General features: G+C 42.2%; 13 protein-coding genes and 1 pseudogene. 2 read left to right on the top strand and 12 right to left on the bottom strand.

Annotation, left to right across the window (positions count from 1 at the left end; genetic code table 11):
- Positions 1-2: 2 nt before the first annotated feature.
- The 3 genes from HPY31_RS01415 to HPY31_RS01405 form a co-directional block, all read right to left on the bottom strand.
- A complete protein-coding gene (locus tag HPY31_RS01415; RefSeq protein WP_172137850.1) occupies positions 3-860 on the bottom strand; it encodes a metallophosphoesterase in 858 nt (285 codons plus the stop codon).
- The gene (locus HPY31_RS01410; protein WP_172138882.1) at positions 853-1,431 is read right to left on the bottom strand and encodes a beta-class carbonic anhydrase; all 579 of its coding nucleotides are present in this window, start codon (positions 1,429-1,431) and stop codon (positions 853-855) included. Before HPY31_RS01410 ends, HPY31_RS01415 begins: the two co-directional genes overlap by 8 nt.
- A gap of 114 nt (positions 1,432-1,545) precedes the next feature.
- Positions 1,546-2,016, bottom strand: coding sequence for a hypothetical protein (locus tag HPY31_RS01405; protein ID WP_172137848.1), 471 nt, complete (start codon positions 2,014-2,016; stop codon positions 1,546-1,548).
- Positions 2,017-2,111: 95 nt separating this feature from the next.
- Here HPY31_RS01405 and HPY31_RS01400 point away from each other — a divergent pair, with 95 nt between their 5' ends.
- Positions 2,112-2,549, top strand: coding sequence for a hypothetical protein (locus HPY31_RS01400; RefSeq protein WP_172137846.1), 438 nt, complete (start codon positions 2,112-2,114; stop codon positions 2,547-2,549).
- A 97-nt stretch (positions 2,550-2,646) separates the two neighbouring features.
- Here HPY31_RS01400 and HPY31_RS01395 read toward each other — a convergent pair whose 3' ends face one another.
- Together HPY31_RS01395 and HPY31_RS01390 are read right to left on the bottom strand one after the other, a co-directional pair.
- A complete protein-coding gene (locus tag HPY31_RS01395) occupies positions 2,647-3,333 on the bottom strand; it encodes a hypothetical protein (protein WP_172137844.1) in 687 nt (228 codons plus the stop codon).
- Positions 3,334-3,928: 595 nt separating this feature from the next.
- Positions 3,929-4,360, bottom strand: coding sequence for a hypothetical protein (locus tag HPY31_RS01390; RefSeq protein WP_172137842.1), 432 nt, complete (start codon positions 4,358-4,360; stop codon positions 3,929-3,931).
- A 124-nt stretch (positions 4,361-4,484) separates the two neighbouring features.
- Here HPY31_RS01390 and HPY31_RS01385 point away from each other — a divergent pair, with 124 nt between their 5' ends.
- A complete protein-coding gene (locus HPY31_RS01385; RefSeq protein WP_172137840.1) occupies positions 4,485-5,780 on the top strand; it encodes a hypothetical protein in 1,296 nt (431 codons plus the stop codon).
- Between the two features lie 405 nt (positions 5,781-6,185).
- Here the strand turns inward: HPY31_RS01385 and HPY31_RS29110 are convergent.
- From HPY31_RS29110 to HPY31_RS01355, 7 genes and pseudogenes are all read right to left on the bottom strand, one after another.
- Positions 6,186-6,312, bottom strand: a pseudogene (locus tag HPY31_RS29110) (sporulation initiation factor Spo0A C-terminal domain-containing protein); the annotation flags it as partial.
- A 74-nt stretch (positions 6,313-6,386) separates the two neighbouring features.
- Positions 6,387-7,580, bottom strand: a complete 1,194-nt coding sequence (locus HPY31_RS01380; protein WP_172137838.1) for a teicoplanin resistance protein VanZ — start codon at positions 7,578-7,580, stop codon at positions 6,387-6,389.
- Positions 7,581-8,073: 493 nt separating this feature from the next.
- Complete coding sequence (spo0A, locus tag HPY31_RS01375) at positions 8,074-8,862, bottom strand: sporulation transcription factor Spo0A (RefSeq protein ID WP_016739922.1); 789 nt, start codon at positions 8,860-8,862, stop codon at positions 8,074-8,076.
- 260 nt (positions 8,863-9,122) lie between these two features.
- Complete coding sequence (spoIVB, locus tag HPY31_RS01370) at positions 9,123-10,457, bottom strand: SpoIVB peptidase (RefSeq protein WP_012686042.1); 1,335 nt, start codon at positions 10,455-10,457, stop codon at positions 9,123-9,125.
- Positions 10,458-10,697: 240 nt separating this feature from the next.
- Positions 10,698-12,422, bottom strand: coding sequence for a DNA repair protein RecN (recN, locus tag HPY31_RS01365; protein ID WP_172137836.1), 1,725 nt, complete (start codon positions 12,420-12,422; stop codon positions 10,698-10,700).
- Positions 12,423-12,438: 16 nt separating this feature from the next.
- Entirely contained in the window at positions 12,439-12,888 is a 450-nt protein-coding gene (gene ahrC / locus HPY31_RS01360; protein ID WP_012686040.1) for a transcriptional regulator AhrC/ArgR, read from the bottom strand.
- A 5-nt stretch (positions 12,889-12,893) separates the two neighbouring features.
- Positions 12,894-13,751: an NAD(+)/NADH kinase gene (locus tag HPY31_RS01355; protein ID WP_012686039.1), complete on the bottom strand. Its 858-nt coding sequence runs from the start codon at positions 13,749-13,751 to the stop codon at positions 12,894-12,896.
- Positions 13,752-13,831 lie beyond the last annotated feature (80 nt).

The following is a 13,831-nucleotide window of genomic DNA, read 5'->3' as shown; positions in this document are numbered from 1 at the left end:
GTTTACTGTAGTGTTAACACCGTAAGCTCTGGGCGGCAAAATAAACGAACGGGTAAGATCGTCGTACCCAATCCTCTGTTGGTGTACACAGCCATGCCACCTACCCGATACAGTCCTTGTACATATTTACGTCCGTATTGCGGCGCCAAAAGATGACCAATGAAGGGCAAGCGTACTTGTCCGCCATGGCTGTGGCCGGACAGTTGGAGATGCACGGGATGCTCTGACGCAATATCAGCAAAATCAGGCTCATGCGCCAACAAGATTACGCTGCCCTCCGGCGGGATATTTTCGAGCGCCCTTGAAAGATCAGGTACACCATAGAAAATATCATCAACCCCCGCCATGTATAACTGCTGGCCATCCTTGTGTACGACAACGTGACGATTATCCAACACTTCGAAGCCTGACGCGACTAAGCCATCTCGAACCTTTTGCTGTTCACCAGCTCGATAATCGTGGTTACCCAAAACGGCGAATTTGCCCAATGGGGCTAGAAGCTGATTGAAAAGGGGAACTGCGGCGAATAGAGGTCGCGTCACTTCGTCAACGATATCCCCTGTGAAGCAAATCAAGTCCGGTTTTTCGCTCTGGATTACGGCAATAATTGGCTCCAACTCTTTCGGTTCAAAATAATGACCGAGATGGACATCGCTGAAATGAATGAGCTTTGTCCCCTTAAAGCTTTCTGGCAATCCCGGTATCGTGATCGACAATCGTACGATATCAAGTGCTCTTCGTTCCCATACATGACCGTACACGCCAGTCGCTATACCGAGACCAATCAATCCACCTACCCATTTCGTGACTCTGTGGAGAAATGTCTTCCTTGAAATGGGAGCAAGGTTAGGATCATTCACTGTCCTTCATTCGCTCGTACCCATTCACGACAACATCCAATCTCCCCGTTACCGGGTCAATGAGTAAACCATGGACGTCCACATTCGGTGGGAGGAGCGGGTGATTTTTAATCGTATGTACGCTATTTTTCACACTTTCTTCAACACGATCAAATCCGTGCAGCCACTTGTGTAAGTTAATCCCTGCATGTTGAAGCGTGGAGAACGTTTGAGCCGAGACTCCTCGCTCCAGCATCTTCTCCATGGTGCGCTTGCTGTCGATCGCGCTCATCCCGCAGTCATAATGACCGACAACCATCACTTCTTCTGCATTCAATTCATAGATTGCCACGAGAATGCTTCGCATGATACTCCCAAAAGGATGGGACACGATTGCCCCGGCGCTTTTTACGTGCTTGATATCCCCATTGTGTATGTTCATGGCTTTCGGCAACAGTTCCACCAACCGCGTATCCATGCAAGAGAGCACGACCAGTCGTTTATCAGGAAACTTGGTAGTTTGGTACTTTTCATATTCATGTTTCTCTACAAATTCACGGTTAAATGCGAGAATTTTATCCAAATTGCGCACTTTCACAGCACCTGCCTCGCTATTAGTAGTATGTATTTGTATCGTATGCTTTTCTATTTTACATAGGAGGATCAAAATCTCGCAAGGGACTCTGGCAGTTTCTTATCAAATGGTTCATTTTGTCAGGATGTAATGCTGCTCGTCCAAACGAAATTTTTTTGGTGAGAAGAGGTCTTCGATCGTCGAGTAAACGGGTTCTCTTTTTCTGAATTTATCACCGATCCATATACCATACAGTTCAACCTGCGTCTTGTCGTGATCAAGTAGCTCCTCGCACCATGCACGTAGATGCATCATTCTTGCAGTGCTTTTTTGATAGTCCTCTACGTATTCTTGATAACGACGAGGCCTCTCCTCTTCTGGGTACATCCCAAGTTTTACTTTATCAGGATGCTTGGAAATGCTAAATCTGCAAGCGCACCCCTCTTCAGTTGTCACCCACCATGCCTGTTTTTTCGGAAAACGCCTGAAAAAATGAGGACTTTTTTCACGTGATAGCTTGCCTGTCAAAACATAAGGAGAGACTATCGGATTAGGCTCAATTCCTGGTGTTTCTCTTATCATGACCAATAATTCTAGGCACATGGATTCAGTTCCTCCGGAAAGAATACTTTTTTAGTTATAGTAAAAATACCCCAACTTTGGTAAAATGATTAAAACTTAATTAGGAGAGTTGCAGATTGAAATTTAGACTAGCCTTGATACTTGCACTAGCACTAATCCTTCCAGCCTGTAGTGAAACGGCAAGCACACCAGAAGTGCCGCTACCTGCATATGTATTAGCCATTGACCGATTTGACGAAAGCACCGGAATGTGGATGGTTGCTTTAGCGACAGAATCAAATGATGAAAAGGAATTGCGCGCTTTAGTGGAAAATACTCGGACTCTAGCGAAAGACAAGAAAGAAGAAATTAACTCCGTTTCTGTGACCATTATCAAACCAGATGGAAGGATTCCTTCCACTGTTACGGCATTTGGCAGAATTGCCTTGACGAGTAAAGGCATGGAACAAACCGGATTGAGTAGTACTTCCGAAATGGTCTTTGAATATAGAAACGCACCCGCTGCAAGCCCCGAAAAACCACCTACTACACCAGCTAAAGAAACAGCTAAGTGACCTCTGTGATTCTATTTAGTAAAATGGTATATTGATGATCAAAGCCAGGGTTAAAATACCTTGGCTTACTTCTTGCCCCGACACAATAGCCAATTCATCAGGTTAAAACTTGGAAAAGTTTATCTAACTGTTCCTTATTTGCGAATGACTCATCAATCGATAAAAAGGATAATAGGGTAATTGGTTTTTGGGCTTTATCTGCCGCAAACATTTTGTGATGACCATCCAATATAAAATGACTATAAACCCATATCTCATCAAAATGATTCAACGGATATTTTATATCTAGGAAAGAAATGCTCAACGCTGTTGGTGTTTCTTTTAAATCCACTCTGTCCATGTAATCATTTATTGCTATAGGATTTAATGATTCACTGGATTGAATGGGTACTATATATTCTTCCATTTTCCTCATACTGCTAATATTCCTTAGCCCAGCCTTATAGTACTCAGTCCCATATGCATCTCTTTTCAGCCTAGGATACACCTTGAGCAAAGTTGCAATATAATGACCATTGGGAATGAGACAGGATAAATCAGACAGGAACTCTTGGTCTAGTGAATTTATCCCTTGATTTAATCTGTTGGATATTTTTGTTGCGCTTTTCATATCCATTCCTGAAGCGTCGGCATAAAAAAGACAGGTTTCACAATCTATACCTGTATTGGCGATCTCTTTTCCCTCAATGGTAAGAAACCTTTGACGATAACCAGCCTGCTTATATGCAATAGGTGATGTAGAAGAACGGATATGAATTTCTTTGTAGGACAGTAGTTTGCTCATTTTTCATTATCTCCAAAATCGTATTAACCTTTGTATTTCGAGGGGTTTTCCACATAACTCTCGATAACATACCCACAATTCGTACAGATTCTATGAATGATGGCAGAACCAAGAGGGATAATCTTGCCTAAAGGAAACACTGCCGCATCTCCAGCTTGTCTCCCTTTTCCAATCTCATTACCTCCACATTTTGGGCATTGTTCGATTTGATTTTTCATTATGTACCTCGCTTTTACTCTGTTTAGAATTCTATTATAGATGACACAAACCAATTTTTGTTAATTTATGCTAAGAAAATAGGTATCGCTATACGGGTGACTAAACCATTCGGTAACTAAGTCCTAACAATACAAAAAGACACTAGCAAGCAAATGCTAATGTCCTTTTGTATTGGTTAAGGATATTGAAACATTGCTTCAATTACCTCCCTCAATTTTTCTATCTTAGATTGCTCAATGTACCACTCTAGATATCTAACGGGATCAGTATCCCTGCCATATCCATACGAAGCACCTTTTCCCCTTACTTTATTAATGAAGATAATAACCAACGCTAAAGCCTGTATTGCCCATATATCCATTTTCACTTTGTCAAGTTATTCTTCGCTTCTTGCTTTTAATGTAACAGCCGTTCCTAAAACTGTAAAAATAAATCCGGTTAGTGTGAAGAAGCCTGCATTAAGTGCCGAAAGCTCTTCTCCATTCTTTAATACCCCATAGAGCGGAATGCATGCCGCTATACTATACAGGAGAGCTAATACCATCATAATGTTCCCTATACCTCGTTTAACCTTGTTACTTATTTTTTCAACAAGATCAATTCCAGCACCTGTAATCCTAACCACATATTCATTTTGATCCAATTGATTTATTGTCACCCAACCATGATCCTCTAGATAGAGGTACATAGTATACCTCAAGAATGAGTCTTTATCACCACATACTAATTTTTCAAATGTGAACTTACCCTCCACTAGCTGAGTAGTATAAACTTCTTTCAGTAAATTAAGTCTGTCCTTCTTTTTCACAATACCCCTCCTATCTATATAAAAATTCGACAGATAGCGAGTTTTCCCTATATTCGATGTAATATATTGGATATTTTTCTAAATTAACATACAATAGTCTCAATAATTGTAGGAGGCTTTTCATATGAACTACTCATTTGAATACGTAAGCGAACAAATTCATCACCCAAAAACAAAAGAATACTTTAAAGAAGTGTTGCAAACATACCAATCAGGGAACTATCGTTCTTGCATTGTTATTCTCTACAGTATTGTAATAACCGACCTCTTATACAAACTTGAAGAGCTAAAAGACCTTTATAGCGATGATACCGCGACAAAAATATTAGAAGAGGTAGAGAGTGAGAAAGAAACAAATAAGCAGCTTTCTGCATGGGAAATGAAGTTAGTCGAGGAAATATATAAAAGGACTAAACTTTTAGAAGCAAGCGATTATGCCAATATATCATCTTTAAAAGACCATCGAAATTTATCCGCTCACCCTGTCTTGAATAAAAATTTCGATCTTTTTAATCCAAGTCTAGAAAATGCTCGCTCACACATCAGAAATATGTTAGATGGTGTTTTAACAAAACCATCTATGCTTTCTAAAAAAGTGTTCACATTCTTTATTGAAGATATAGCTGGGTTATCTTCAACCGAATTTACTCAATCCGAACTTGAACGTTTTTTAGAATCTCGATATTTCAGAAAAATTGCAATGAACGAATACAAAGAGTTGCTTAAAAGTTTATGGAGAATTACCTTCTCTGATACCAGTGAAAAATCAAAGAAACATAGATATACATGCCTAACTGTGCTAAATTTGATGATAAAGAGAAATAAAACTGAAATAATTGAATTCATTAGAGCAAATTCGACATACTTCAGTAAACTTAACACTGACATTAACATTGAGTTTATCAACGAAACTCTTTGCCTTTATCCACAAATTTTCACTTGCTTATCTGCCGATACTCAAGAGTACATTAGGGCAGAAATTAGAAAGTCCAAAGACGATGAGTTTATTGCTTACTATTTGAATTCTGATCTTAGAACACACATGAGGACATTTCAAAATATATTTGAGGAAGACCCGTTAACCTTAGAAGATCTATCAACTTGGAGCCTCAAAAAAATCTATGACTATGCTGAAGGTGACAAATTCTTAGAGTCCACTGTTTTAGACTGGATGATTAAAAAATTCCATTATTGTGGCTCTTATAATTCGGCAGACGTTAATTATGAAAATCTAATAGTTCCGCACTTTTCTGATTTTTCAGCCCAGCAAATGAAAGACCTCCTAAAGGCAATAAATAGGAACTCCCAAATCCGTGATAGGCGTGCATATTCATCAACTATAGAGACTATTAAATTGCATGCAAAAAAAGTCCTAGGGGAAGAATACGACTTTTCTGAGTTTCAAAACATACGCTTCTAAGACTCACCGCACTTGATTTCATAATCTCGTGCGGCTTTCTTTATCATTAATCTTGTTAGCACGCCTTATGAATCATGTTATAAGTCTCATCCCTCAGCTTTTCAATCAATTCACTTTCTTATTCTCGAAGTTCATTCTCTTCACACTCTTCCAGAATATCAAATGTAACACTCCCTATGGTCTTTTTTGCTAAATTCTTTGAAGAACAGTACATCATAAAACTGTCAATTTGGAAATCCAGTCTTGTCATAAAAACACCCTATTCATGGTTTTTTGAACCAATAAACAGGGAAAATTAGTTGGTCATACTCTCGGTAACTAATCGCCTCTAAAAAGAAGTTTATAGCAAAAACCGAGAGCATCCGATATTAATCCATGTGCCAAACCCCTTGTCCTGCCTACATCCTATCTAATCTTCGCCTCAATCCGCAGCTTGTCCGCCACCATGGCAATGAACTCACTGTTGGTCGGCTTCGCCTTGGTGTTTGGAGCTAGTTTAGCCGAGCAGGCTGGAGATGGAGTCTAGATTGCCGCCGCCCTTGTGTACCAAGGCTTTCGGAGGGTTTAGATTTATTAGGGTAACTTCTTATTGAAAGTAACTTTATCTTATTTGTTGTTAAAACTTATTTGATTCATTAACTGTACTAAAGCCATGACAAGAGTTCGTATATTATTAAATTCCTCAGATGTAAATTCCTCGTTATGCTCTACAAAAAAATCGTCCGATTCAAAGTAAAGATACGACAGAAACGCTTCATCATATGGTATATTCAGATGATTATTTGATTCTCTAATATTTTTGAAGGTAAGACTACTAAAGCTAAAATCAGTCCTATGTGACTTGGTGCTCGTAGTGTAATGATACAAACCATCTAAACAATAAATAGATGCTGTTTTATCGGATAGACTAGCTAATGTAACAGCTAAAAAGTCATTTCTTGTTAACAAATGTACTTGATTCAGAATTTCATCAATGCTTTCCTTATCTATGTGTTGATATTTAACAACATCAAGCACACACGGCTGTCTCTCTTCCTCGTTGATATAATATTCGTAGTGGGCAAGATATATTTCTGTTTGCTTATAAGCTTCTATTGCCTCCAAACCAATATATTTATCAACAAATTTCTCAGTATAAGATTCGGTCAACAATTCTTCTGTTCTTGAGTAAATTTCATAATCCATAAGCAACACTGGAAATGGGTCTATTGCGAGTCTAAAAACAGCTATCGCACCTATACAACTAACTAGGCATTTTTCAAAATCTTTAATAAGATGTGTTCTGTCGTTATTTCTCGCAGAGATACGGTTTCTTGCAACATAAAATGTATTAAATCCTTGCTTATGTACGTGTTTGTTCAAATGTTCCTTCACTTTTTGAATTTCTTTGAAATAGTTTTCCATTTTTTGCTTTATATCAGAAAATGCATTTCCGTTCTCATTCAAAAACTTTAACATTTGACCATACATCGGAAATCTACTTTTGTTTTTCCATTTTCTCAATTCTTCCTTCTTCACTTCCGGTTCAAGTTCCATTAGGTAAACCATTGTAGTTGAAACCTCTAGCGACTGCCTCAGCGAATAGTAGGCACAGTCGAGATACCCTTTTTCAAATAAGACTATTGCATTAATGATTAATTGAACAGATTCTTGAATAAATGTATTGGCTAGTTGTGCATCTACCCTCCCAGTCCAACTTTGTTCAAGATTCACAAGGTCACTATAATAACTTTTTTTCTCTGGTAATTCCAAAGGCATCAGGTTGTAAGTCTCTTTATATCCAGTGAAATCAAAAGCCATCAGTATCCCTCCTGACTTTAGCTATTCAATTGGAACCAATGATATGGTTATTATCTTTGAAGGGAATTCTTCTGAACAGGGCACAAGTATTACAACCTATAAACACAGAGTTACCGAAGTAACGATATTGTCTAAAAATCGTTTGTGATTAATAGTAAAAGTGTTTAATTACACGTTCGTATATATGTTTACTATACCTTCCAACCTGTATCAAGAAATAGCCTTGTAACAAATTACCCCAAAACCTTCTGTATTTCCTCATGTGTCAATGTGTTCTTTACTATCCGCTCCACCTTCGGATTCTAGCATAAAGTTATCTAGTTGAAATTCAAAATTGGTCAGAAAAAATACCACTCCTTCATTGGTCTTGGGAAACCAATAAAGAGCGGTATTAGTTGGATTGCTATTCAGAGGTTTATCGGCACAAAATGGCTCATTTCGAATATGAGTAGCCATATTTGCAAACACATTCAAACCCTTGCGGCTCTAGGCCCTAACTAATCTTCGCCTCAATCCGCAGCTTGTCCGCCACCATCGCAATAAACTCACTGTTGGTCGGTTTCGCCTTGGTGTTGGAAATCGTATAACCAAACAAGCTGGAGATGGAGTCCAAATTCCCACGGGACCATGCTACTTCAATCGCATGACGGATGGCACGTTCTACACGACTAGCGGTTGTATTGAATTTCTTTGCAATGTCCGGATACAGGACTTTGGTAATCGAACCGAGCAGCTCGACATCGTTGTATACCATTGTAATCGCTTCCCGCAAATACAAATAACCTTTGATGTGTGCGGGAACTCCAATCTCATGAATGATGCTGGTGATGCTCGCGTCCAAATTGCGACCGCGGATTTGTAAGGTAGCTTGCGGTTTTGCAGAAGAAACAAAAGAAGAGGCAGGCTTGGTGGTAATGATTTGACGGATGCGCTGAGCCAGCACCTCCATATCAAACGGTTTCAAAATGTAGTAAGCTGCTCCAAGCTCTACTGCTTTCTTCGTAATCTCTTCCTGCCCGAAAGCAGTCAACATGATAATTTTAGGTTGAGGACTTAAGCGCATGGCCTGAATTTGCTCCAAAACAGCCAAGCCATCCAGATGTGGCATGATGATATCCAAAATTAATACATCGGGTACACGTTCCTGCAGCAGTCGAACTACCTCATTGCCGTTGTAAGCAACACCCACAACATTCATGTCATACTGGCTACTGATGTACTCTTCTAACAGATTCACAAATTCTCGGTTATCATCTGCCAACAACACTTCAATCTTGCTCAAGGTCGTTCCTCCTAACAATGGACGGTCTTTTGGAAAGAAGGTGGCGTTCTAGAAGTTAACAAATCTAACGGGATTAGTCCATACCATCTTTTTCTCTACAAAAATTATTCGACAAAGCAAATTCCATTCCTGCCAATGACGAAAGATTGAATGATTTAACTGATATTTCGACAAAGAATTCTTTCATACCTAACCGATTCGTCAAAGGACTGCAAAAATCGGAAAAGCCGCCTCGCTTCGTTCGCGTGACGGCACTTCATTTAGGCAGCCTTAGGTGTATGGGTTCGGGATTCAGCAGTATCTCGGACATTCACGCCAGCATCCTGAAGCATCCATTCAATGTAGCAGCCATATCCCGAAGTCGGATCATTGACAAACACATGCGTGACAGCACCGACGATCTTCCCTTTTTGAATGATGGGACTGCCGCTCATTCCTTGTACGATGCCACCTGTCTTTTCCAAAAGGCGTTTGTCCGTGACTTTGATAATCATCCCTTTGGTTGCAGGAAAATGCTGCTTGACCACGTTTGCGATCTCAATATCGAACTCTTCTACCTTTTGACCTTCCACGACAGTAAGAATTTTAGCTGGCCCTTCCTCTACCTGCTCAGCAAGAGCGATTGGTAACGGCTCCTGATAATAGCTGCGTTTGGGCTCGTCCTTCATTTTGCCGAAAATGCCAAAAGGGGTGTTTTTCGTTATATTTCCAAGAACTTCACTTTCATTGTAGAAACGTGCAAATTTCTCCCCTGGATTGCCACTTTGTCCTTTTTCAATCGATGTGACACTTGCTTGCACGATCTGGCCATCTCCTACGACAATGGCTTGACCAGTATCTACGTCGGATATGACGTGTCCTAATGCCCCGTACGCTTTGGAATTTGGATCATAAAAGGTCAGTGTCCCTACTCCTGCCGCTGAATCCCGAATATAGAGACCCATACGGTATTCACTGTCTTTTTTATCCTTTGCCGGGTGCAAAGTGAGCGATAGCTTTTCCTTGCCACGAACGACAAGCAATTGAACGGAATGGTTCTTTTTCCCCGTTTCGTTAATCAATTTCTTTACGTCGTTCATGTCATTGATGTACATGTCGTTCATTTTGATAATCATGTCACCGACGTGTATACCTGCCTGTTCACCTGGAGAAAACTTGTTTTTCCCATCGTCTACTAAATGATGACCGACAACCAAAACACCCGCTGTTTGCAGCTTCACCCCGATTGACTGTCCACCAGGGTACAACCGCAGATCTGGCAATACATTTACTTTTACAGCAGTCAGCGGAATGTTATGCCACTTCACCTGCAATTGGGCTTCCCCAGCCCTGCGCGGTTCTACAGACATAGGCCTGCTCAAATCAACGGATACCTCACGCGCCTCTGTCCCGTTAACGTGCAAGATATCAGGATTGCTATTGATTAGCGTGCCCATTACCGGCACAGAGACCCGTAGTTGCTCGTGGGACCCTTCCATCAAACGCAATTCACGGGGAAAGGAGGACAGATCGCGGAACGGGGTGGAACTCACGACAAGCGCCGTGATGAGGAGAAGGAGACTTCCCATCCATTTTCTTTTGTTTTGTCGGATCACCAGTAATCACTCCTACCGTTCCCTACCTACACCTACAAAACAAAACGGTCAGGTCCATTTTGTTTGACCGAAAGCGGTCATGAGGGACACCTCCACCTTGTGTACCTTTAATGTTGCCACCAGCCAAGCGGATTATGTCAGGAAAATAACCCACTCAAAACATTAGAAACCCAGCCTTCACAAGTCCTTGACGAAGCCATCGTTGTACTTGCCTCCAATAAAAAAAGACCGCCAGCCAAATTAGCTGACAGTCTTTCGTTCGCGGCCGAGGAGGATCATCTCGCGCGCATGTTCTTCTGTTTTTGCTGTGACCTCTGCCCCGCTTAGCATACGAGCCAGCTCTGATACCCGTTCATCATCAGACAAACGATTCACCCGCGTCTCGGTTTCATTCTCGCTCATTTCCTTTTTAATCAGAAAATGCGCGTCTGCCATGGATGCGACTTGTGGCAAGTGAGTAATACACAGGACCTGTCGTTGACCAGCGACTCGAGCGAGCTTTTCTGCTATCGCTTGAGCTGCTCTTCCGCTTACACCCGTGTCGACTTCATCAAAAATAAGGGTCTCCACTTGATCCGTGCCCGCCAAAATCGTTTTAATGGCCAGCATGACGCGAGACAACTCCCCACCAGAAGCAATCTTCGCCAAGGAACGCAATGGTTCACCCGGGTTAGGTGAGATTAAAAACTCGATTTGATCCATTCCGTTCGCATCTACAAAGCGCTTGATTCCGTCAATTTCTACCCCGTCATCATCAGGTGTCTGTCTGACGTCGATGGCAAAACGAGCACGCTCCATGTGCAGTTCTTTTAGCTGCTGCTCGATTTCTTGTGCGAGCTTTCCTGCACATTCGGAACGAATAACCGACAACTCCAATGCCTCTACTGCCAAATCGGCTGCCAGCTCCTGCAATTGCTTTTCCACCTGCTGGAGACGATCTTCGTAATGATGCATGTCATCCAATTCATCCTGAATCGTGGCCGCGTACTCCAAAATATCGTCTACGCTTTTGCCATACTTGCGCTTTAGCGACTGGATTTGATCTAGGCGACGCTCTACTTCTGCTAGCTGCTCCGGTTCAAAATCCATTTGGTACGATAATTGACGAAGGTTATGCACCACATCTTCTATCTGATAGTATGCCGATTGGACTATCTCCAAAATCGGAACGAGCTGTTCTTCGTAGTTCACACCACGCTCGAGCTCTCCCATCGCATGTCCCAACCAATCCATGCCCTTCTGGTCACCATGCAATGCGCGGTATGCATCTTGAATCGTTGAATAAACTTTTTCAATGTTCATCCACTTTTTCCGCTGCTGCATGAGCTTCTCGTCTTCACCAGGCGTAAGGGTTGCCGATTCAATTTCATCGAGCTGATATTGCAATAGATCGATACGCTGTACCAGCTCTCGATCATTGCGTGCCATACGCTCCAGATCTTGCTTTGTTTTACGGTACGCCGTATACAGGGTACCGTATTCTTGCTTGGCAGCTCCCAACTCACTTTCCCCATACGCGTCGAGCCATTTGATATGCTTGTCTGACTGCATCAGCATATGCGTATCGTGTTGTCCATGCACCGTAACTAGCCATGGCCCCAATTCACGCAGCATCGCGAGAGTCACGAGCTGTCCATTGATTCGAATGATACTCTTCCCTTGGTTTGATATATCTCGGCGTACCACGAGCATTCCGTCTTGCTCAATCTGGACGCCGACATTCTTACAAACGTCAAGTCCAGGGTGACTAGGCGGCAATTCAAACAGTCCTTCCACTTCTGCACGAGGCTCACCATATCGGACAAAATCAGCTGAAGCCCGGCCCCCTAACAATAGTCCTAGCGCATCGATAATGATGGATTTACCCGCACCAGTCTCCCCTGTCAGGATGTTTAAGCCTTTTTGGAATGAGACCGTCACTGATTTGATGATGGCAAAATTTCGGATCGAGAGTTCCACTAGCATCGCAAGCGACCACCTTCTACAACATTTCCATTAAGCGTTTTGTCACTTCATTGGTATTTTCTTTGGAACGGCAAATAATCAGGATGGTGTTGTCGCCACTGATTGTCCCCATGATTTCTTCCCAGGGAAGGTTGTCAATCAGTTCAGCTACCGCATTCGCATGTCCCGAAAGTGTCTTGAGTACAATAAAATGATCGGCTTGGTCAATGCTAATAAAGGAATCCACAAGCATGCGTTTCAGCTTTTGCAGTGGATTGAATTTTTGTTCAGCAGGCATTGAATACTTATATCGTCCATCAGGGAGCGGCACTTTTACTAAATGTAGTTCCTTGATGTCTCGGGATACAGTCGCTTGCGTTACGTTAAAGCCAGCAGTCCGCAAGCGGTCCACCAGATCATCCTGTGTTTCCACCTCTTGATTACTGATGATATCCCGAATACGAATATGTCGTTGCCCTTTGTTCATATGGATTACTCCCATTCCCCTTGTAATTTCGTTCGTATCGCTTCGAAAAAGCCACCTTTTTTCCACTTGATCAGCGGGGTCACACACGGTGACTTTTTAATGTAAATCTGATCGCCACCCTCGAGTCGATAACCAAACTGACCGTCAATGGACAGTCCCATCTCCTGATGAATAGCATCCACTTCGACTCGAATTGTTTGATTGCCTGACAATACCATTGGTCGAGCCGTCAAGGAATGAGGAGCCACTGGTGTCAGTAATAGCATGTCCACATTGGGAGCCACTATTGGACCGCCTGCAGAAAGTGAGTATGCCGTTGATCCTGTCGGCGTGGAGACAATGACACCATCTCCGCTAAACGTCGCGACGTACTCATCATCGAGAAAGACCGCACATTGAATGATCCGGCAAAATGACCCTTTGGCAATCCCTATATCATTCATGGCCGTGTATGTCCCCAGTGTGATTCCTTTTCGCACCAAACAAGCTTCCAGCATCGCTCTCTTTTCAATGTCGTACTTTCCTGAAAGGAGATTGTCGACAGCCTGAGGCAGATGCTCCGGTTCCGCTTCCGACAAAAAGCCCAACGTGCCTAAATTGATTCCAAAGATCGGGATAGAGTGACCGGCAAGCTGGCGAGCAATTCTGAGTAGCGTGCCATCGCCTCCCAATACACAAACCAAATCCGCTTGCTTCCCCATCTCTTCTACAGATGTGCCCAGTTCTGGATGCCCTACATCTGATGCGATATGGTCATCCAGGAATACTTGCGCCCCTCTGTCCTCCAGTAAATACAGCAGTTCCCGTGCAACGATACGTGCCTCGGGTTTTCCTTTGTTCGCTATGATTCCAATTTTCTTCACTTGGTCCACCCCAAAACTGGTTGGTTGGAAATCCTTCTTGAACAACCTCATATACAAGTATACAACTTCACATGCATAAA

Origin of the sequence: Brevibacillus sp. HB1.3, assembly GCF_013186635.1 — a bacterium.
GTDB classification, from domain to species: Bacteria; Bacillota; Bacilli; order Brevibacillales; family Brevibacillaceae; genus Brevibacillus; species Brevibacillus brevis_D.
Note: the sequence above shows the minus strand (reverse complement) of the source record. Positions and strands in the feature narration are given on the sequence as shown.